The 21,626-nt window shown below is 44.9% G+C and carries 20 protein-coding genes; 5 read left to right on the top strand and 15 right to left on the bottom strand.

The genetic code is table 11. The features are described 5' to 3' along the window. Positions 1 to 57: 57 nt before the first annotated feature. From mutL to BB427_RS11795, 4 genes are read right to left on the bottom strand one after another with little or no spacing between them, the layout of a single operon-like run. Entirely contained in the window at positions 58 to 1,923 is a 1,866-nt protein-coding gene (gene mutL / locus BB427_RS11810) for a DNA mismatch repair endonuclease MutL (RefSeq protein ID WP_254663622.1), read from the bottom strand. A gap of 3 nt (positions 1,924 to 1,926) precedes the next feature. Next, positions 1,927 to 3,270, bottom strand: coding sequence for an N-acetylmuramoyl-L-alanine amidase (locus tag BB427_RS11805; RefSeq protein ID WP_069020898.1), 1,344 nt, complete (start codon positions 3,268 to 3,270; stop codon positions 1,927 to 1,929). Continuing rightward, positions 3,263 to 3,736: a tRNA (adenosine(37)-N6)-threonylcarbamoyltransferase complex ATPase subunit type 1 TsaE gene (gene tsaE / locus BB427_RS11800; protein ID WP_069020897.1), complete on the bottom strand. Its 474-nt coding sequence runs from the start codon at positions 3,734 to 3,736 to the stop codon at positions 3,263 to 3,265. The genes BB427_RS11805 and tsaE overlap by 8 nt, the downstream gene beginning before the upstream one ends. Continuing rightward, on the bottom strand, positions 3,733 to 5,217 hold the full coding sequence (locus BB427_RS11795; protein ID WP_069020896.1) for a bifunctional ADP-dependent NAD(P)H-hydrate dehydratase/NAD(P)H-hydrate epimerase: 1,485 nt from the start codon (positions 5,215 to 5,217) through the stop codon (positions 3,733 to 3,735). Before BB427_RS11795 ends, tsaE begins: the two co-directional genes overlap by 4 nt. Positions 5,218 to 5,228: 11 nt before the next feature. Between BB427_RS11795 and queG the strand changes: the two genes are divergently transcribed. Next, on the top strand, positions 5,229 to 6,362 hold the full coding sequence (gene queG, locus BB427_RS11790; protein ID WP_069020895.1) for a tRNA epoxyqueuosine(34) reductase QueG: 1,134 nt from the start codon (positions 5,229 to 5,231) through the stop codon (positions 6,360 to 6,362). Between the two features lie 143 nt (positions 6,363 to 6,505). Here queG and BB427_RS11785 read toward each other — a convergent pair whose 3' ends face one another. The 3 genes from BB427_RS11785 to BB427_RS11775 form a co-directional block, all read right to left on the bottom strand. Continuing rightward, positions 6,506 to 7,639 (bottom strand): response regulator, encoded by a 1,134-nt coding sequence (locus tag BB427_RS11785; protein WP_045988582.1) that lies wholly within the window; start codon positions 7,637 to 7,639, stop codon positions 6,506 to 6,508. Positions 7,640 to 7,796: 157 nt separating this feature from the next. Next, positions 7,797 to 9,764, bottom strand: coding sequence for a sensor histidine kinase (locus tag BB427_RS11780; protein ID WP_069020894.1), 1,968 nt, complete (start codon positions 9,762 to 9,764; stop codon positions 7,797 to 7,799). A gap of 152 nt (positions 9,765 to 9,916) precedes the next feature. Continuing rightward, on the bottom strand, positions 9,917 to 10,405 hold the full coding sequence (locus BB427_RS11775) for a GNAT family N-acetyltransferase (RefSeq protein WP_069020893.1): 489 nt from the start codon (positions 10,403 to 10,405) through the stop codon (positions 9,917 to 9,919). A gap of 67 nt (positions 10,406 to 10,472) precedes the next feature. Here BB427_RS11775 and BB427_RS11770 point away from each other — a divergent pair, with 67 nt between their 5' ends. The 4 genes from BB427_RS11770 to BB427_RS11755 all read left to right on the top strand — a co-directional run bounded on the left by BB427_RS11770 (position 10,473) and on the right by BB427_RS11755 (position 12,416). Then, complete coding sequence (locus BB427_RS11770) at positions 10,473 to 11,024, top strand: glutathione peroxidase (protein WP_026000907.1); 552 nt, start codon at positions 10,473 to 10,475, stop codon at positions 11,022 to 11,024. 64 nt (positions 11,025 to 11,088) lie between these two features. Next, positions 11,089 to 11,370, top strand: coding sequence for a peptidylprolyl isomerase (locus BB427_RS11765; protein WP_010377362.1), 282 nt, complete (start codon positions 11,089 to 11,091; stop codon positions 11,368 to 11,370). 99 nt (positions 11,371 to 11,469) lie between these two features. Continuing rightward, the gene (locus BB427_RS11760) at positions 11,470 to 12,048 is read left to right on the top strand and encodes a glutathione S-transferase family protein (RefSeq protein WP_017217044.1); all 579 of its coding nucleotides are present in this window, start codon (positions 11,470 to 11,472) and stop codon (positions 12,046 to 12,048) included. An 11-nt stretch (positions 12,049 to 12,059) separates the two neighbouring features. Continuing rightward, a complete protein-coding gene (locus tag BB427_RS11755) occupies positions 12,060 to 12,416 on the top strand; it encodes a DUF2750 domain-containing protein (protein ID WP_010605663.1) in 357 nt (118 codons plus the stop codon). Between the two features lie 43 nt (positions 12,417 to 12,459). Here the strand turns inward: BB427_RS11755 and BB427_RS11750 are convergent, their stop codons facing one another. The 8 genes from BB427_RS11750 to pilW form a co-directional block, all read right to left on the bottom strand. After that, positions 12,460 to 12,846, bottom strand: a complete 387-nt coding sequence (locus BB427_RS11750) for a VOC family protein (protein WP_045988585.1) — start codon at positions 12,844 to 12,846, stop codon at positions 12,460 to 12,462. A gap of 397 nt (positions 12,847 to 13,243) precedes the next feature. Then, positions 13,244 to 14,713: a ribosome biogenesis GTPase Der gene (gene der, locus BB427_RS11745; RefSeq protein ID WP_039494393.1), complete on the bottom strand. Its 1,470-nt coding sequence runs from the start codon at positions 14,711 to 14,713 to the stop codon at positions 13,244 to 13,246. Positions 14,714 to 14,787: 74 nt separating this feature from the next. After that, complete coding sequence (bamB, locus tag BB427_RS11740; protein WP_069020892.1) at positions 14,788 to 15,969, bottom strand: outer membrane protein assembly factor BamB; 1,182 nt, start codon at positions 15,967 to 15,969, stop codon at positions 14,788 to 14,790. Between the two features lie 9 nt (positions 15,970 to 15,978). Beyond that, positions 15,979 to 16,596, bottom strand: a complete 618-nt coding sequence (locus BB427_RS11735) for a YfgM family protein (protein WP_045987786.1) — start codon at positions 16,594 to 16,596, stop codon at positions 15,979 to 15,981. A gap of 9 nt (positions 16,597 to 16,605) precedes the next feature. Then, the gene (gene hisS / locus BB427_RS11730; RefSeq protein ID WP_045987785.1) at positions 16,606 to 17,883 is read right to left on the bottom strand and encodes a histidine--tRNA ligase; all 1,278 of its coding nucleotides are present in this window, start codon (positions 17,881 to 17,883) and stop codon (positions 16,606 to 16,608) included. A gap of 177 nt (positions 17,884 to 18,060) precedes the next feature. Beyond that, entirely contained in the window at positions 18,061 to 19,179 is a 1,119-nt protein-coding gene (gene ispG, locus BB427_RS11725) for a flavodoxin-dependent (E)-4-hydroxy-3-methylbut-2-enyl-diphosphate synthase (protein ID WP_017217050.1), read from the bottom strand. A gap of 5 nt (positions 19,180 to 19,184) precedes the next feature. Further along, on the bottom strand, positions 19,185 to 20,036 hold the full coding sequence (locus BB427_RS11720) for a RodZ domain-containing protein (protein ID WP_239652594.1): 852 nt from the start codon (positions 20,034 to 20,036) through the stop codon (positions 19,185 to 19,187). Between the two features lie 8 nt (positions 20,037 to 20,044). Beyond that, complete coding sequence (gene pilW / locus BB427_RS11715) at positions 20,045 to 21,538, bottom strand: type IV pilus biogenesis/stability protein PilW (RefSeq protein ID WP_069020891.1); 1,494 nt, start codon at positions 21,536 to 21,538, stop codon at positions 20,045 to 20,047. Positions 21,539 to 21,626: the final 88 nt, after the last annotated feature.

Below are 21,626 nucleotides of genomic sequence, written 5' to 3'. Positions count from 1 at the left end.
ACTAATCTCGTATTATAGCTGATAGTACATGGTAATTAATACCTACTTAGGCACGAATTACTGCGAACTTAAAAAACTGACTAACTTCTGGGCATCAATTGTAACCGCACTTTTATGAATACGAGCCAAACATGAGGCTTTTGAAAGTAATTTTTCTTTAACTAAATCAAAATGCTGGCTATCGAAATAGCTACTGGGTGTTGAGACTTCTAGCCACTGTAACCAATCTTGGAGTTCAGCATCTGAGCTTGGTTCCATCATTTGCTTAGAAATTTCACCAACATCTATGCTATAGAGCGACACTGGCAACTTTTTAACTAAAATATGGCCATCAAAAATTTCAATCGCAAACCCTAAAATTGCCAACCAAGTTTCACGTTGCTGCAATGCTTCCAGTGCGGCTTTATCTAACTTGATGCGCACGGGTAACAGCAGCGCTTTGCCTTGCAATGTGCCATCTTGCTCAATTTGCATTTGCCAATATGGCATCAGCCCTTGCCTACAATCACCAAACAACAACTGATTGTCTTGCTCAAGCATGACTTTGCCTTGCGGCAACAACATCCAGCTAGATTTACTGGCGGATATCGGGACGCTACTTACTTCAATTGACGGTAATTCAGCTTCTTCAATTTGATCGAAGTGCTGCATCTGTTGATGTGATAGTCCTTGATAGAGCTGGTTTACATTCACCTGCTTTTTGCCACCACCTGTTGCACCGCCATAGTTACTTCGACCGCCACCTGAGGCTGCTCTTGAAGCCTCAGTGTGTTCGCCGAAGGTACTTGGAGCCGAATAGGCCTGTGCTTGCGTTTCGGGCTGTAAGGTTGAACGGTAACTTTGATGATAGGCTTCATCTACCTGTTCTTGAGGCGTAAATAATGGCGATGCGGTATCAGGTGCTTGAGTCTCGGTCTCGCTTGCACAAGGTAAATCAATTTGCTCCGTCGCGACCTGCTTTATTGCTTGTACAATAAAGTCGTGAACCAAGCGCGCTTGATGGAAGCGAACTTCGTGTTTCGCGGGATGGACATTAACGTCAACTTGTCTCGGATCTAATTCAAGATATATGACAAAACCGGGAAGCTCTTCATGCCCGATTGATTCATCAAATGCTTGGCGAATCGCATGCAAGATGAGCTTATCTCGCATCATACGACCATTTACGTAGGTATATTGTGTGCCGTTGTTCACCCCCGCAGGTAACACCCAACCGAATAATCTTAGTCCCTCATGACCTGAGTCGATAAAGCTTGCTTGCTGTAAGAATGCTTTACCACCAACTTGCGCAACTCGCTCAACACCTTTTTCAATAGTGCGAGGGCGATATTGGCGAACCACCTTTTGGTTATGAGTGAGCGTGATGGCAACATCAAAACGACTCAATGCAATGCGCTTAACCAGTTCATCGATATGGCTAAACTCGGTTTTTTCGGTACGTAAAAATTTCCTGCGCGCTGGCGTGTTGAAAAACAGATCTTTGACTTCAATGGTGGTACCGTCTGGGTGCGCGGTTGGCTGAACCTGCACAGCCATATCTCGCCCTTCGGCGAAAGCTTGCCAAGCAGTTTCTTGCGCTTGAGGTTTAGAGCTCAGAGTCAGTCGCGATACTGAACTGATGGATGCCAGCGCCTCACCTCGAAAGCCAAGTGAAGCAATACACTCCAGATCATCTAAACTTTTCAGTTTACTTGTCGCGTGGCGAGACAGTGCCAACATCAACTCGTCTTTAACAATACCGATACCGTTATCACGGATCCGAATAAGCTTGTGTCCTCCACGCTCAATATCTATTTGAATGCGCGTCGCACCAGCATCAATACTGTTTTCCACCAGCTCTTTCACGACGGATGCTGGCCGCTCCACCACCTCACCGGCAGCGATTTGGTTGGCCAACCGAGCTGGAAGTATTTCTATCGTCATCATTTACGCTTTTGGAATAGTTAAGACTTGCCCAATAAACAAGGTATTGTTTTTCAGGTTATTTGCTTTTTTCAATTCACTGACCGTAATGCCATAACGGCTAGCCAGCACACTCAATGACTCTCCACTTTTTACTTTATGCGTCACCGGCTTGTTGGATTGCATACGCGCAAATAGCGAGTTATCCGGTGGATTTTTTTCATAATAGCCCTTTATCGAACTAAAAATAGCCCGAGCTAAACGCTCTTGATAATGCGGAGACATTAATAGTTTTTCTTCTTGAGGGTTTGAAATAAAGCCTGTTTCCACCAGGATCGAAGGTATATCTGGTGATTTTAGTACCCCAAAGTTTGCAGCTTGCGGTCTGCTTTTGTGCATTTTTGCTACTTTTTTCAGCTCTTTGACGACTTCTTCTGCGACCTGAAACCCGGTTTTCATCGAATGTTCCATCGACATATCAAGTAGCGCCTTGGCTAAATATTTTTCGTTGGCCGTATCTTTAATTAAATCGGCTGCACCACCTAATAGCTGTGAGTGTTTTTCTTTGTCTTCTAGCCACTTACCTATTTCAGAATTTGCTCTGCGCAGTGATAACACCCAGACCGACGCCCCGCGTGGTTGAGGGCTGGTGAAGGCATCTGCGTGAATAGATACAAAGAAATCCGCTTTCCTTTCGCGCGCTCTTGCGGTTCTCGTATTCAACTTGAGGTAATAATCGCCAGTACGAATAAGCTTTGCGCTCATCCCCGGCTGGCTATCTACTAAGCGCGCTAAACGCTTCGCAATTTGAATGGTTACGAGCTTCTCATAAGTACCTGAAGGTCCAATAGAACCTGGATCTTCACCGCCGTGACCGGCATCGATGGCGATGACAATATCTCTGTCTTGCGCGAGTGTTTTTCGTGGTATGGCAGTTTTTGTATCGTCATAAGCACTCATCTGCTTACCATACAAATCAACAACTAGTCGGTTTTTATATGGACCAGTTGGTGCTAACGCAAAGATTTTTGGCGTAGCGCTACGACTTAGCTCCACAACAATCCGTGCAGAATTGCTGTTTTTTGGTTTGCTGTGGCGCACCTTGTTTACAACTCGATGTTCGTCAGGAACACTCGGAAAGTCTTTTCGTTGCTTGGTGTTTTCAAGGTCGATCACCAAGCGCAGTGGATTTTTCAGCACAAAATAGCTGTAATCCGGCTTATCGCTCATATCAAAAACAATACGAGTGCTTTCTGGGGAGGGCCAAACACGCACACTTTCGATGGCGTTTTGGGCGATGCTGTGCATGCTCGTTAAGAGCATGCAGATAAAAATGAAAATATAACTAATAGTCGGCTGATTACGCATAATCTTGTAATTGTTTTAATAGTGCCTCGCCGCGGCTAGACTTGGCCTCAAGTGTAATTTGACGGCCATCACCAGCATACTGCATTGTGACGTCTATATCTGGGTTTGGAATAAAGCCTTCACCTTTTTCAGGCCACTCAACAACACAGATAGCATTACTTGCAAAGTAATCCCGGATCCCCATGTATTCGAGCTCTTCAGGCGAACCTAATCGATATAAATCAAAATGATATATTGAGACATCATCCAGTTCATAAGGTTCAACTAAGGTATAAGTTGGACTTTTTACCTTACCTGAATGGCCAAGGCTTTGCACGATCCCGCGAGTGAGCGTGGTTTTACCTGCGCCTAAATCACCGTGTAAAAATAGTACCGCACCTTGACGAATAACATTGGCAATTTTATTACCCATGGCAACTGTTGCTGGCTCATCAGCCAAATCGAATCTCATATGACCTGTCGTCACCCTAAAATACCTCGAATATGTTCGAATAAATCCCCGGCCAACATACCTTTTTCGCCATCATGGGCGGCCTGCTCGGCAGCTAAACCATGAATATACACGGCTAGGTTTGTTGCAGCAAATGCTTCCATCCCTTGGGCAATTAAACCGCCTATGATACCAGATAAAACATCGCCCATCCCAGCACTCGCCATTCCTGCACAGCCTGAACGATTAATATTTATCCGCTCGCCTTCAGATATCAAACTGCCTGGCCCTTTTAGTACCGTGACGGCGTCATATTCATGGCTAATTTTTTTAGCCACCGCGAAGCGGTCATGTTCATTTAGCGGTGTCTCTAAGTGGTTCAATAACCGTCTAGCTTCACCTAGGTGAGGCGTTAACACCCAGTTTGATTTTTGCCTCGGTACATGCGCTAAACAATTGAGCCCATCAGCATCCATAACCATCGGCAATTCAGCTGCCACCGCACAGTTAAAAAGTGATTTTGCCCAAGCGTCTTGACCAAGCCCGGGACCAAGCACTATCACACTGGCTTTTTTCATCAGTGGCGATAACTCATTCGCACTCTCAACACCATGCACCATTAATTCAAAGCGCCCCTGTAAGACGCTTGCAATATTATCGGGATGAGTAGCGACCGATACAAGGCCAGCTCCTGCTCGCAGAGCGGCTTCTGCTGCCAATCGAATTGCCCCAGCCATGCCACGATTTCCGCCAATAAGTAACACATGACCATGGGCATTTTTATAGCTATCTAGTGCTCGCTGCGGCCTTGCTGCCATGAAGGTTTCATGATTTAAATAATTAGATGTTGGCGTTACTAGGGTTTTGAATGCTTCACCAACATCCAAATCGGCTAACAATAACTTTCCCACAAAACGCTTTGCTGAGCCGCTAAGTAAGCCCTGTTTTAACGCGATAAAGGTGATGGTTTTGGTAGCTAAAAATGCACTGGCCGCAACTTCTCCTGTTGTGGCATTTAAACCGCTCGGTACATCAAGTGCCAACCTAGTAACCGGCAGTTTATTTATTTTGTCAAAACAAAGGCAAACATGGTCAGGCAGCTCACCTCTAAAACCGGTGCCGAACACACCATCAACCACCACCGTAAACTGGCTTAACTCTACCTCGTTCAACGAAAAAACCAATGCGCCTTGATATTGAGAAAATGCCTGCTGCGCATCGCCCGTTAAGCTTTCAGGTGCAAATAACGCGAATACGGTGACGGAAAATCCGGCCTGCTGACATAATTGAGCTACGACAAAACCGTCTCCCGCGTTATTACCTTTACCTGTGATAACTAAGATATGGCTGGATTTTGGCTGGCTGTTTTCAATAAAGCGAAATGCAGCAGTCCCAGCTCGCTGCATTAAAGTACTTAGATCTGTGCCTGATAACTTTGCGGCTTTTGCTTCATATTGCTGCACTTGTTGGGCTGAATAAGCAAATTGTGGTAAATTGTCCGTGTATTCATTAGCCATTATTTCTTCCCGTGACGACCGATAATATCAATTATAGTGAACTTGCAGCACAAATTAAGCAATGGGGCCAAGAACTTGGCTTTGCAGAAGTCGGTATAACCGACATTGATTTACGCGAGCATGAAGCGCAACTTCAGCGCTGGTTAGACGCAGGCTATCATGGTGAAATGGCTTACATGGCGGCGCATGGAATGAAGCGTGCCCGCCCCGCAGAACTGGTTCCTGGCACTCAACGTATTATTTCGGTGAAAATGAACTACCTGCCACCCGATGCCAGCTTTGCCAGAGCGCTTGGTAATAAAACCACAGCCTACATCTCTCGTTATGCATTAGGTCGAGACTATCATAAGGTAATGCGCAACAAGCTAAAGCAGCTCGGACAAAAGATTGAGCAAGAAGTCGGCACGTTAGGGTTTCGCCCTTTTGTCGACTCAGCCCCTGTACTAGAGCGACAAATTGCAGAAAAGGCAGGACTTGGCTGGCGTGGAAAAAACAGTCTAGTGATTAATAAGCAGGCGGGCTCTTGGTTTTTCTTGGGTGAGCTGTTTGTTGATATTCCTCTTCCCATTGATAAACCAAACCAAGAAGAAAGTTGCGGCCGTTGTACCGCTTGCCTAACTTTATGCCCTACCGGCGCAATCGTTGAACCTTATGTCGTTGATGCGAGACGCTGTATTTCTTATCTCACCATAGAGCTTCAAGGCGCTATTCCAGAGGAATTTAGGGCAAAAATGGGCAATCGGATATACGGTTGTGATGATTGCCAGTTAGTCTGCCCATGGAATCGCTATGGTCAAATAACGGAAGAAGCCGACTTTTTGCCGCGAACTCAACTTAAAGATCAGCAATTGTTGAGCTTATTTGCTTGGGATGAAGCAACATTTTTGAAAAACACCGAAGGTAGCCCCATTCGTCGGATTGGACATGAACGTTGGCTACGAAACTTAGCCGTTGGCCTTGGCAATGCACAATACGATGAAGCCATCGTTATAGCACTGGAAGATAAGCGTCAAAGTGCCACTCCCCTTGTGATCGAGCATATCGACTGGGCGTTGGAGCAACAAAGACAAAAGTCAGACCAACATGAACGCAAAAAAGCAAGGCTGATCCGCATTATTGAAAAGGGCTTGCCACGGGACGCTTAGCGGATTTGTCGCGCTAAAGAAGTCGCGCTAAAGCACGACCTACGGTTAAATAAGTTGAGAGAATCACGATAAAAAAGCTGCGCTATAAAAACTAAAGAAGTCGCGCTAAAGCGCGACCTACGGCGGTATTGGAAGTAGGATTGCTATTCTGAGCGTCGCGAGAGTAGTTTTAAGTCTTCTTCAATATCATGGAAAGCGGTTTTCACTTCTCGCACACTTTCTTCCCGTGCGACTGAGCTTTGAATCGCTTTATCGACGTTTTGATAGATAAACATCTCCTGATCTTCGTCTAGGCCCATTGTCGGAATACGCTCTTCAAATAATTCTTGTAATGAGCGGAACACTTTTTCGTTTTCTTGACGATTTTTATCAAGCAGCGACACCATGCTATTAAACTTACCTTGCACCATTTTTATCGCTTCTTCTAGGTCCTCGTGTTGCTGTACCAGCTTGCGTTTAGTGGAAATGGCAATTAACTGTTGCTCCGTTACACTGGCAATAAAGCAAATATGATCCCGCAATCTACCGTGTTTATCTGGATCGTCTCCCGGCATATTGAGGATCAAAATACTCAAAAATGGATAGTTAACCAATATACGGTTAGTAAATTCATGTAATCGCCCTTTGGTGTGTAAGATCTCAAATAACTCAATGACGATGGGTGAGCAAATTCCCGTAGTTGCAAAGTGATGCTTTTGTCCCTCAAGCCGAACTTCAACATTACAATTAAGTCCCAGTCCCTTTAAACACTGACATAAAGCTTCCGCCAGTCGCGGGATTGTTTCTATCTCTCCGATTTGCTCGATGTAGGTAACGATTTGCCCCATTTCACTGCTATTAGCCATGGCGCTAAATGCTGTGGAGGTTGCATCTTCAATTTGCTGAGCCAGAATATCTTTTTCTAGTAGCATTTGATTCAAGTGCGTGAGCTTGGCTTTTAGTTCACCTTGGCCAAACGGCTTAACAATATAATCTTCAGCCCCCACTGAGTAGCCTTCCATGCGCTCTTCAACAGAGCCCCTTGCCGACACAAACATAACGATAATATGCTGTGTGTTTGGATTGGCTTTAATCGCCTTACATACCTCATAACCGCTCATTTTTGGCATGCTCACATCAAGTAAAATTACTTGAGGGTCAAAGTCTTCGACTACAGCTAGACATTCATGACCGCTTTCAACGGTTTTTAACTCAAAGTCTAAGTCTTCTAAAATCTCTTCAATGATTTCTAGATTAAATGGTTCGTCGTCAACTGCTAAGATTCTGCGTAAAGCCATAAATGAATATCCTTCGTCGGTTCACAATGGGAAAGGCACTGTGGGGAAAATACGGTAACTTAAGACCAGTGCTTCAACAGCTCCCAATCAGATTGTATTAGTACAAGCTCTATTATTATTTATAGACGCTTACTCAACGCCTTTCCAATTACAACCATTACACTTCATTACTCTCAAGATGCTCTGTTAACGGCAGACTCACATTGATACATGCACCACCCTCGGGATTATTCTCGGCGTAAATCTGCCCTTTATGCAGTAAAATAAATTCCTTACATATAGCAAGACCTAAACCCGTGCCGCCAGCACCACTGTCTGTTTTACTGCTTTGCACAAACTTGGCAAAAATCTGTTCCAATTCGTCATCCGGAATACCAACCCCTTGATCGGCAATCTTGATATGAATATCTTGATCTTTACAGCTTAACAGTACACTCACCTCACTCCCTTCAGGGCTAAACTTGAGCGCGTTGCCCAATAGGTTTCTGATCACTTGATTCATTTGCTCCGGATCGCAAAAGGTCATCACGCCTTGAGCTGGCTTTTCAAAGCGAATCTTTATCTTTTTCTCAAGCGCAGTCCCCGATACATCTTCAATACCGCTTTGGATCACATTCACCAGGTTGTGAAAGCTTGGATTAAATGGAAAACGACCTGCGTCTAACTTTGATAAATCAAGTAGATTGTTAAGCAGTACCAATAGACGTTCTCCACTGGTTTCGATACGAGATAAATACTTTTTGAGCTTGTCCGTCGGTACTTCAGGAGCCGTTAGCTTATCTAAACCGAAACGTGCAAAACTTAATATAGAGTGCATTGGCGTGCGCAACTCATGAGACATATTGGCTAAGAATTCAGATTTGGATAGGTTGGCCGCTTCCGCCACTTCTTTGGCTTTTTGTAACTGTGCCGTTCGAGCTTGCACTTCAAACTCTAGTAACTCTTTGGTTTCTTCTAGTACTTCTTGCTGCTCTTTAAACTGTGACACATTTTTAAAAATGACTGCAAATGCCATATCGCCGTGATGATCGATTTCGTTAAAGGTTCCCATTAAAGGAATGCTGCGTTCACCCGCTTTTGGCAAACTCAGCTCACAGTTAAAGTGCTTTAACATACCAACATGCTTCATCAAATCGCGTAATTGCGACACGGATATTTCATCAAATAGCTCAAAAATAGAGAGTGGCTGTAGTTCTTCTTCCGTCAGCTCAAATAATTCGCAACACGCGTCATTTGCTTCAATAATATGACCTTGACGGTTGAACAGCATAATCGGATCCGGGGTATGTTTATAAATCACGCGCAGCAGACTGTCGCGTTCAATCAAGGCATCGACCGTATCCTGGAGGCGCTCAACCAACTCTTGGTTATGACGTCTTAAGAGCTCTGTTTGCCATAATTTATGTAGGCTTTGTAACAAATCGCTCTCATCAAACGGTTTAATCAGAATGTCTTCTACCCCTTGACGCACGGCTTCTAACATATCCACTTGATTAACCCGAGAAGTCATCAATAAGCAGCGGCAATTGTGGTGCACTTGACGAACTTTATTAAACACATCTAAGCCAGTGTCTTTTTCTAGATTAAAGTCACAAATAAGGAGATCAACAGGGTGTCGCTCGGCAACTTGCATCGCTTCATCAAGCGTCGTCGCGGTCGTCACCGCAAGCTGTGCTCCGCGTAGGCCGTTAGCTAAGGTCTCTAGGCGAGGCGTATGATGGTCAACCAGCAACACTTTGGGCAGCACTAAGGTATTAGTAGAACCAATTTCCAGTAGGCGTTCAAGTAAGCCAGTAATATCTTTATTAGCAAAGAAGGGGTAGATCACAATGCCATTTGGCAAGGCGCGGTTGATTTCACTGAAAGATTTTAAGTGCTCGGCATTATCGGGTTTAGGTGCCAGCAACACTAACTTATCATGATTCCTCAGTTGATATAACGCTTGGAGCTTACTGGCGGGTACCCCATGAGCAATAACAACAACATCAAACTTATCAAAATCGAGATTTGCTTCCAGACTCCGGTAATGCACATGCTCTACCTCACCACCGAGTAACTCAAATAATACCTTTACTCGCATCGCTTGCACACTGCTGCTGTCAATAATCAGCACTCGATTCGTCATAACCAGATCCTTTACCGATAATTCTGAGATCCAGTTTAGTAGAAGAATCACAAGACGCTAAAAAATAGCACTATTTTGATATGTTTGACGCCGTAGTCTAATTCACGCTGCGAAACAAAAATTCAAACAGCAAAGGCCAACGGCGTATAAAATTATGCGAGAGCCTTGCCCAAAATCGTCAAGCTATAGTGATTACCATCCATGACCGCGACGTTGGGTAATTCTCCCCACTTTTTATAACCGTGCTTTTCAAACAAGCGTATACTGGGGAGATTATGAGAAAAAATAAAGCCAAGTAACGTTGTAATAAACAGGGTCGGCGCTTGCTGCTCTGCAAAATCCATGAGTTTACTACCCAACCCTTGGCCTTGGGCCGCTTTTGCAAGATAGATACTCACCTCAGCCGTACCATCGTAGGCAGGACGTCCATAAAAGCTGCTAAAGCTTATCCATGCAATCACCTCATCCGCCTGCTCTACCACATAAATTGGGCGATTTTGCGTATGTGCGGCGAACCAACTTTGCTTTTGTGCTACGCTTACGGGCTCCGTATCCGCAGTGACTTGGCGGCTTGGTATCGTTTCGTTGTAAATGGCGACTATGGCGCAAAGGTCATGCGGTTTAGCGAGTCTAATATTCATGAAAGCTGATCAAGGTAACGAATATTTTCGTATCATAAGAGATAACATAAATAAAAGGAAAGCACTGATGATAAAAAGTCTTTCGATTCTGAGCTTAGCGCTCGGTTTCCTAATCTCGAGTAACGCGTATGCAAAGACATCCAGCTGTGATGATTTTACCAATGTTGAGCTGCGAAAACTGCGTTCTGATGACTCACTTAATCTATGTGAATTTAAAGACAAACCGCTTCTCATCGTAAATACAGCCAGTAACTGTGGATTTACAGGTCAGTTTGAAGGGCTTGAGCAACTACATCAAAAATATCAAGATAAAGGCCTTGTTGTACTTGGTTTTCCCTCAGATGACTTTTTCCAAGAAGAAGACGACGAAAAGGAAACTGCAAAAGTATGCTTTATCAACTACGGTGTAACCTTCAATATGTTTGCGACATCGGAAGTTCGAGGCTCGGATGCCAACCCCATTTTCCAACATTTGAATGAAGTAACAAGCTCTCCAAATTGGAATTTTTACAAATACTTAGTGTCAGCTGATCGGAAAACAATTAAGCGCTTTAACAGCCGCACTAAACCTATGTCTGACGAACTCACTAGCGAAATTGAAAAACTCTTGCCTAGATAAGCTGATTTTTTAACGTACCTAGATTAGAATAAAGTATGAATAATAAATAATCATCGGAGAAATTATGGCAATCGCTAGTGCAAGACACATCCTAGTAGATAGTGAAGCGCAATGCATGGAGCTCAAAGAACGCATTGCAGCAGGGGAAGATTTCGCAGAAATCGCAAAGCAGTACTCCAATTGCCCGTCGGGCCAAGATGGTGGTGCGCTAGGTGAGTTCGGACCAGGCATGATGGTGCCTGAATTCGATAAAGTGGTTTTTTCAGCCCCAATCAATCAAGTACAAGGGCCAGTGCAAACGCAGTTTGGTTTTCACTTGCTTGAGGTAACCAGTCGTAGCGATTAATTCGCTTGCGAAAAGTTAATCACTTCGCCATCATTCCTTAATACCAACTCGCTACATTTACAGAATGAGCGAAAGTTACTTAGTTGAAGGAATGATGGCATGAAACTTATCGGTTCGAACACCAGTCCATACGCCCGTCGAATTAGAATGTGGGCCGCGGCTAAACAGCTCCCAATGAGCTACCAGCATATAGATATATTTTCTGAAGCAGGCCATGACGAGCTTATTCGCCATAATCCTGCCCGTAAAATCCCATTTTTAATAGACGATGCACAACTTATTTGTGATTCAAATCTGATTGTTCGCTATCTCCGTGAAAAACATCAACTTCCATTTCCCAGTTGGGATCAAGAAAATTGGCTGATCCTTATCAATGCCTGTAATGATTCTTTGGTGGAACTGTTACTTAGTAAGCGCTCTGGTTTTGATATTGAACAAGATAAACTATTTTTTAATCTACAGCGGGAACGAATTGGCCATACCCTGCACTATCTCAATGAAGAGTGTGTGACAGAAGAGTTTTTACACTGTGATTATCTCCAAATCAGTTTATACTGCCTTATTGATTGGGTTCTATTTAGAGAGCTCGTCGACCTGAGCGATTACACTAACCTGATGGCATTTCATGACCGTTGGCAAAGCCAAGCAATCGCCCAGCAAACTGATCCACGAAATTGAGAACACCTATGATGAATGAAGAAGAAATTGGCTCAGAAGTCAGTGAGTTTATTGAGCAAGTAAAAAATACTGAAAGCGTTTGGGCACTTAGCTCTGATGACGGCGGTATGGTTGTGGTTGACTCAAACCAGTTTGACGAGACTGATGTGTTATTGCTGTGGGATAGTGAAGAAAAAGCGCAAGCTCAATGTCGCGACGAGTGGAGTGAGTTTTCACCGATGAGTATTGATGTTGAAAGTTTTCTTGACGAATGGGTACTCGACCTAAAAGAAGATGATGCACTCGTTGGTCTAAACTGGAATGATGACAACGTTTGTGTTGAAATCGAGCCCGTTGGTCTTGCGAGACTACTTGTCGATATCGAATAAAAGCACACCGCATCAAAGTGGCGCTCATCATTTGTGAGTGCCGCTATTCACCCGGCTTTGACACCAAAGCAATTAAAGTCCCTTCAATGGCTCTTACATAAGCTTGTGTTACTCTGCCCTTTTGGTTTGGTGGGCTTAATGGCTCAGCCCCAGCGGCGACCGCTTTATCATAGCATTCAGGGACATTTTCACAGCTGATGGTAATTTCAAACCCAAGTGCAGGCTGTTTAGGATGGCAACGAATATAGTCTTGCCTAAACTGTGATTGAGCTAACGGGTGGCTGGCAAAGGCGAGTTTCACTTCACCTGTGTCTAACTCACCATAATCCCCTTCATCGGTCATATCAAAAGTGCTCAAGCCAAATGCTTGATAGTAAAAATCCAGCACTTCCTCAACACTTTCTACATAAATCACCGCTTTAGCAAACACCTAAGCCTCACTATCAATAAAACCTAATGTAACTTAACCTGAGTTTTGGGTAAGAAATGAGCTAACTCTTTATTTTTCAAGCTTGTCTAAACCATATACTTGTCTAGCCAGAGAGTTTTAGGGATAACTAGGCGGATTTACGCACCAATAGCTGGCTATTGGAAGTAAATCCAACAAAGTGAGCGCTGAAACTAACTGCTAGAAAGGCATTAATTATCCGAAGCTCAGGTTATATATAACTTAAGCACAAATGTTGGGCAAGGTAAAACAAAGTAAAAGAGTTCTGGGTTAAATATAGTCAGGTGTGGAAACAGGAATTGGTTGGATAGATATGAAGCTTATGTTTAGCTCGACACACTCACCAGATAGTGTCGAGCTACAATTCCCGCAAAAAGCCTTACGACTTATTGCGGTTTTCTTTTGCGAATGCGCGAAGCTTACGCTTTTGTGAGAGCGTCATTTTGTTTGAACGACCAGCGTAAGGGTTATCCCCTTCACGGAATTCAATCTTAATCGGCGTACCCATTACGTTAAGCGCTTTACGATAGTAGTTCATCAAATAGCGCTTATAGCTATCTGGCAGTTCATGCACCATATTGCCGTGGATAACAATACGCGGCGGGTTATAACCACCTGCGTGTGCGTACTTAAGCTTCACACGGCGTCCACGAACTAGTGGTGGCTGGTGATCCGCCTGAGCCATATCCATAATACGACGTAACATTGCCGTGCTTACTCGCTTAGTCGCTGATTCATAAGCTTCGTCAATCGACTCAAACAAGTGACCAACACCTGTACCATGTAATGCGCTAATAAAGTGCAGACGAGCAAAATCAACAAAGCCCAGTCGTCTGTCTAGCTCAGTTTTAATACGCTCTTTGACATAGTCATCAAGACCATCCCACTTGTTTACCGCAATAACCAACGAGCGACCCGCATTTAGTGCAAAACCAAGTAGACTCAAGTCTTGATCTGAGATCCCCTCGCGCGCGTCTACAACGAGCAATACCACGTTGGCATCTTCAATCGCTTGCAGGGTTTTGATAACTGAGAATTTCTCTACGACATCGCTGACTTTCTTACGTTTACGCACGCCGGCGGTGTCGATTAACACGTACTCTTTATCATTGCGCGTCATCGGAATGTATATTGAATCGCGTGTTGTGCCCGGCATATCGTAAACGATAACGCGGTCTTCACCTAAAATACGGTTAGTTAGTGTTGACTTACCTACATTTGGACGACCGATAATCGCGAGTTTAACAGGCTTGTCTTCAAAACCTGTTTTGCCGTCTTCGGCTTCTTCACCTTCAAGGTAAAGCTCGGCAATATCTTCATCGTCATGCTCAAGCTCTTCATCTTGAGCCGTAAGCTCAGCGATAACCGGTTGTAGCGTCAACTCTAATAATTGAGTAACACCACGACCATGCGCGGCGGCGATCTGTTGAACGTCACCGAGCGCTAGCTGGTAAAACTCAGCACAGTTGGAGTCAGCATCAATGCCATCCGTTTTATTGGCGACAACAAAGCAGTTTTTCTGTTGTTTACGAAGGTGCTGTGCGATGGCTTGATCAGCAACCGTCATACCTGCGCGCGCATCCACCAAAAATAGCACAATATCCGCTTCTTCAATTGCAAGCAGCGACTGCTCGGCCATTTCAGTTTCAATGCCTTCTTCAGAGCCATCGATACCACCCGTGTCTACCACAATAAACTCGTAGCCTTCATAGTTTGCTTGGCCGTATTTACGGTCGCGAGTCAGACCCGGAAAGTCAGCAACTAACGCGTCACGAGTACGTGTTAAACGATTAAACAGTGTGGATTTACCCACATTAGGTCGCCCAACCAGAGCGATCACAGGAAGCATAGACTACCTCTTTTAAAAACAACAAAAGGCTTCGCAAAAGCGAAGCCCCATAAAATATCTAAAAATTCAGAAAGTTACTGCGGAATTTGAACTGCGCTAAGTTCACCATCACGCGTGTAAACAAATACTTTGCCATCGACCACAATCGGTTCGACAAAAAAACCTGAACTATCAAACTCGGTACGCGATACCAACTCACCAGAACTCTTATCCAGCCAGTGTAAGTTACCTTCCTGATCGCCAACCACTACGTAGTTGCCAGCAACCGTAGGAGCGGTTAGATACCAACCGCGCAGAGCTGGTTGTGTCCAACGTTCAATACCTGAGTTTTTGTCTAGTGCGTACAGTACGCCATCGCTATCAACCAAATAAATTACGTCAAGATCGAGTGTGAGATCTCGGTAACTACTGTACTCACGATCCCACACTACATTACCGCTGCGCACATCAATGGCGACTAGTTTACCATTATAGGCGATAGAATACACATATGCGCCGCTTACAACGGGTTTAGTATCAACATCCACCAAACGTTCAAACTCAGAAGCCCCTTTTGCAATTGCAACATCTGAGCTCCATGCGGTAAAACCGTTTTCAGCGATAAGTGCTGTTAACTTACCACTTTCTTCGCCAACCAATACGCCACCATTCGCGCTGGTCGGTGAGCTTAAACCACGTAATGTCAGCGCAGGGACTTCTTGCTCATAGTGCCAACGCTCTTCACCTGTATCTGGGTGTAGCGCAACCAGCTTGCCTGAACCTAAGTTAACGTAAAGAAGACCATCGCCTGCAGCTGGCGCTGACAGCGCTTCACCTGGTACCGACTTACGCCAAACTATTTCGCCGGTTTCACGGTCAAGCGCAAAAACCTGTCCGTGCTCAGAGCCAACATATAGTTTGCCATAAGCTTGTGTGATCCCACCTGACAGCTTCGCACTGTCATTGTCTTCCCATGGCCAAAAGTTCTTATTCTCACGAACATCAACTCGCCACTTTTCTTTACCTGTTTCAGTATCAAACGCTGTCACTATACCTTCACGGGCAGCTGCAAAAACAGTGCTCTGGTAGCTTACTGGAGATAAACGCGAAAAGTAGTGCTCAACCCCGTCTCCAATCCCCTCTTGCCATACAACAGTGGCGTCGAATTGATTGTTGATCTCAGGGAGTTTTAACTCTTCTTCATCATCACTAGAAGAACAACCTGCGGTGAGTGCTGCAACACATAAAGCCAATGAGGCCATCGTTAACTTCTTCATGGCAACTCCTTAAACCGTTGTCTTTTGTGCAAGATCATCCAGTTTAATTTGCAGCATAGGGTTGCTATTGCCTTCCGCCGCTTCTAATGCCGATTGATAAGCACTACGTGCTTTATCTTTATCGCCTTGAGCAAGGTAAATATCACCTTGGATCTCAGCAAGCTGCGCCTTAAACGCTTCAGGCATAGGCTTAGCCAGTGTTGCAAGTGCTTGTTCGTATTGAGACTGAGACGCTTGTACACGTGCAAGTCTTAACAAAGCCGTTGCTTTTAGCTCAGCGTTGGCAACATTATCAGCCGCCCAAGTTAGCTTCTCAGCTGCTAGCTTAAGATCGTCTTTGTCGATTGCCTCTTTAGCAGCAACGAAAGCCGCTAACACGGCGTAGTTAGAATCTGCATTTGCAGCAACAAAGGCGTCGCTTTTTGCTAGTACATCGTCACTTTCAACAACCTGAGTGAATGCTTCTGATGCTGCTTCTGCGCTATCGATCTGGCTTTGGTTATACGCTTTCCAGCCATACAGACCACCTAAACCAAGCACGGCACCGACTACTATCGTTGTACCATTTTCACGGAAAAATCGTTTTATTGCTTCTGCTTGTTGTTCTTCTGTTGAATAAATTTCCATTCTAACCTCTTAGCTTACCAGCTCTGCTAACAGCGTTTTTACTTCTGCAAGTGGTAAGGTGATTTGTTCTTTCTCTTCACGCAGATACTTCACTGTCACTTTGCCTTCAGCGAGTTCATCTTCGCCTAGCACGAGCGCAATAACAGCATCGCTTTTATCTGCACGTTTAAATTGTTTCTTAAAGTTGCCACCGCCACAGTGAACCATCACGCGAAGGCCAGCAATATCATCTCGTAATTGCTGTGCAACTACTGGAGCTTGAATCGCCGCTTTGTCACCCATCGCAACGACATATACATCAGCATTACGACGAATATCACCCACACATTCCAGCGTTTGTAGCATCAACACTAAACGTTCGATACCCATCGCAAAACCAACGGCTGGCGTTGCTTTGCCGCCAAGTTGCTCAACCAAGCCATCGTAACGGCCGCCAGCACATACAGTACCCTGAGAACCTAAGCTTGTTGTCACCCACTCAAATACGGTGCGGTTGTAGTAATCTAGGCCACGTACCAGTTTTTCATTAACTTGGTATTCGACGCCAGCTGCGTCTAAACGTTCACACAAATTAGCAAAATGTTCGCGTGATTCTTCATCTAAGTGTTCAGAAAGCTTAGGTGCATCAACCAGTACAGCTTGCACCTCTGGGTTTTTGCTATCTAACACGCGCAGTGGATTGCTGTACATACGGCGCAGGCTGTCTTCGTCAAGCACTTCTTTGTGTTGCTCCAGATATGCAATCAGAGCATCGCGATATTCAGCACGCGCTTCATTTGACCCCAAAGAATTTAGCTCAAGCTTTACATGATCTTGAATGCCAAACTGCTGCCATAAGCGCGCCGTCATTAGGATCACTTCAGCATCAATATCTGGTGTTGCCATACCAAAAGTTTCAACACCAAATTGATGGAATTGACGGTAACGGCCTTTTTGCGGTCTTTCGTGGCGGAACATCGGCCCCATGTACCAAAGGCGCTGTTCTTGGTTATATAGCAAACCATTTTGATTTCCCGCTCGTACGCACACAGCAGTACCTTCCGGGCGTAGCGTTAAGCTATCGCCATTACGGTCATCAAAGGTATACATTTCTTTTTCGACGATATCGGTCACTTCACCGATAGAGCGCTTAAATAGATCGGTCGACTCAACGACTGGAAAGCGGATCTCTTGATAACCAAAAGCCGCTACTGTCTCTCTTAATACCGATTCTACTTTCTGCCAGACTTGCGTGTCACCTGGCAGACAATCATTCATTCCACGGATTGCCTGAAGTTGTTTAGTCACTGAAAACCCTAACTTAAATTTGTCACCAATCGATTTACTGCTGCTTGAACCTTTGGCTAAATACGCTCAAACAGCCTCATCGCATTGGTTTTATTTCTTTAATGCCATTTATCGTCGTGCAGTTTAGCACGCCGTGAGAAAGCGCGAAATTCGCTTATCTTAACGATTACACAGGTGTCAGTCGATGATTTTTACATCGATTTTTTCTTCACTTTCTTTTTTCTCTACATATTCTCGGATCTGAGACTCTAATTGAGCGACGATATCATCATTATCAATCCGTGTTTTTTGGCGCTCGCCATTGATATAAAGGCCTGAACGGCGATTTGCACCAGCAAGACCTAAGTCACTGACAAGTGCTTCACCAGGGCCATTGACCACGCAGCCAATCACAGACACCGAAATTGGCGTGACGATATCTTCTAACCGCTCTTCCAGCTGATTCATTGTATTCACTACATCAAACTCTTGGCGAGAGCAACTTGGGCAAGCAATAAAATTAATGCCGCGCGAACGTATTCGCAGTGACTTTAGAATATCAAAACCCACTTTGATTTCTTGCACTGGATCAGCCGCAAGTGAAACACGTAATGTATCACCAATTCCTTCAGCAAGTAACATCCCTAGACCAACTGCCGATTTAACCGAACCGGCTCTAAAACCACCTGCTTCGGTGATCCCAAGGTGCAGAGGCTGGTCGATTTCTTTTGCTAATAAACGATAAGCGCCTACGGCTAAGAACACGTCGGAAGCTTTTACCGAGACTTTAAACTGATCAAAGTTATGGCGCTGGAGAATTTCGACATGTCGCATCGCAGACTCAAGCAAGGCTTCAGGTGTTGGTTCACCATACTTTTCTTGCAAATCGCGCTCTAATGAGCCGCCATTTACGCCAATACGAATTGGGATATTGTGCTCACCCGCCGCGTCAATCACTGCACGAATACGGTCTTCACTGCCAATATTCCCAGGATTTATCCGCAAACAATCGGCACCGTACTTAGCCACTTGTAATGCAATACGATAATCGAAGTGAATATCCGTGACGAGTGGAATATCCACTTGCTCTTTAATGCTTTTGAATGCTTCAGCTGCATCCATTGTCGGCACAGAAACACGGACAATATCCGCTCCGGCGTCTTGGATAGCTTTAATTTGTGCCACCGTCGCATCAACATCTAGAGTATTGGTGTTCGTCATAGACTGTACTGCTATCGGTGCGCCATCACCAATAGGCACATTACCGACATAGATCCTTGTTGATTTTCTACGCTTTATAGGTGGTTCTGAAAACATGCTGACTACTCTGTTAACGGTAAATTGAATTTAGCTAGACGGTTTTTAGTAAACGCAGGCAATGACACTGGTTTACCGTCAAGCGTGACCTCTACGGCCTGATGCTTGCCGAGTATAACAGAAAAAGGGGCCTTACCTTCAACTGTCATAGTATATCCCGCTTTTTTAACACCAAATGCAACACGCTCTTGTGTTGCGTCAAACATTTCAACCCAACTTTCTTCGTTGAAATGCATGACTACCGTGCTCAATGCTGGGTCTCGTTTTGCCGCTTGCGGTTTCGCTTCAACAGGCACAGAAACCTCCGTTTCGTTCGCTTGCGCCTCACTTTGCGGGGTTGTGTCATTGTTTTGCTCAGTAGGTAATGCTAACTCATCAACCTTTGGCGTTGTGGCATTTTCAACTGGCGTCTCAAGCTGAGTGACCGGCGTTTCAGGCACCACTTCTTGCTCTGAGCTACTGGTCTGCCAAAACCAAAATGCCGACGACCCCAGCACGATAGCCAGCACAATGTAGCTCACCATCATTAGGCGGTTATCGTGGGCTTCTTTATGAGTGCGGCGAGAAAAGCTTTGCATTCGCTTTTTCTGTGGCGGCAACTCCGGAGATTGATATCGAGCCAGTACTTCCGTCGGATTCAATCCCAGTAACGCGGCGTAATTTTTAATATAGCCACGCACAAAGGTTTCAGGCCCTAGGTCTTGATAGTCATCCTGCTCGAGCTTGGTAAGTTGGGCATGAGTCATCTTTAAGCGCGATTCAATTTCAGCAAAGCTGATCCCGGCATTTTGTCTTGCCGTTGCTAAAGTTTGCCCGAGTGAAGGCTGCTCTTGTTCAGGTGCTTCCTGCTCTTTCATTGTTTGGTTCATAAAACGTAATTTGTTGGGTCTACAATTAGTAATCCGTGGCCTGCTTGCAGCGCCACATCAGGAGTGAGTTTATTCCATCGCATAATTTCATCGATCAACACACCATATCGATCGGCAATACTGAGCAAAGTATCTCCCGCCGTAATTTCATGCACGACATTGGGATTGTTAAGATACACCTTTTGACCTGCGTACAATCTTGCAGATTCCCGCACTTGATTATATTCCATCAATTCAACCATTTTAATGTCGTATTTGACTGAAATACTAAATAGGTTTTCACCTGCAATAACAGTATGAAAAGGTACCTGAGGAGGCGCAACGTCACGATTTAATAACGGCACACTTGAACTACTTGATGAGGTAGTCGCTAACACTTGAGGCTCACGTGAGCGAGGACTAAATGTGACTTCCGATGGGTCTGGTTGATAAAACTCAACCCGAGCTTCAGAGTCCGAGCTAACGTTCACTAAAGACGTGCTTTTTGCCACTTCAGGTTTTGCCGAAGGCGCAAAATTATTGGCCTCAGCGGGTGAATCAACGGTGAATGACTGGGTTGAATTCGATTGCGTTTTCTTACGTTTAATTTTAATTTTTGGATTCGCAACAATATGACTAGGCGACGCCTCGGCAAGCTTATTTAACTGTGCTTCTCGGTAGCGATTGCGCAACCGTTCAAATTCACTTGCAGCGATATTATTCGTTAAGATCAGCCCTGCTTGAGCAGATTTTGGGTAACTTTGCACCAAAGTCGTGGCGATGTCTTGCGCCTTCTGTAAGTGGCCCATTTGCATATGCACTAAGTGCCCAAGCATTAAGCTTCTTGGTGAAATAAATCCACGCTTGGCAACGTTATCAAGCACATCTTCTGCTCTTAAGAAATCGCTGCGAGCATAGTACAGGCCCGCGAGCGCAAGCTGCGATGACATCTGCTGAGCGTTATGCTTAATCGCGCTTTGCAGATACTCTTCAGCTAGGGAATACTCATTTTGTTTCAGCGCACACAGCGCCAAGTTTTCATAGCTTGCCGATACCCGCAAATAACTCGGTACCTCTATCGCTTTGAAAAAATATTGGCTCGCCTTGTCATACTGACCAACTCGGCAAAGAAAAGTGCCATAGTTGTTTAGCGTGTCGGGGTTATCTGGCTCAATATCCAAAGCCGCCTGATAGGCATTATCAGCGCGATGTTGCTCCCCCACCTGCTCGTAATAATACGCCAACGTATAATGGGCTTCGGCCAGTTTTGGCGCTAGCTGTAATGCCCGCTCTAAATTAAATTTGGCTGAGGTAGTGTTACCTGAATTGAGATATTGAAGTGCCAGTGCAATGCGAGTTCTTGCGGCATTGGTGTTATTGACTTGTTGTTCGGCCACAGGACGCCCGTCGGAGCGATAACTACTCTCCGTCACACAACCTGACAGAACTAAACTCGCGCCTGCGAGAATGGATGCAGCCAATCCTGTTTTGCGATAATTTCGCGATTGCATCACTCACCTTTGAATGCCACTGGGTTCTATGTGTGCCCTATATTACCCAAAAGGCTAAGAGATTCATCTATTTTTTACCAGATAGTCA

This window comes from Pseudoalteromonas sp. BMB (assembly GCF_001709235.1).
GTDB classification, from domain to species: Bacteria; Pseudomonadota; Gammaproteobacteria; order Enterobacterales; family Alteromonadaceae; genus Pseudoalteromonas; species Pseudoalteromonas maricaloris.
Note: the sequence above shows the minus strand (reverse complement) of the source record. Positions and strands in the feature narration are given on the sequence as shown.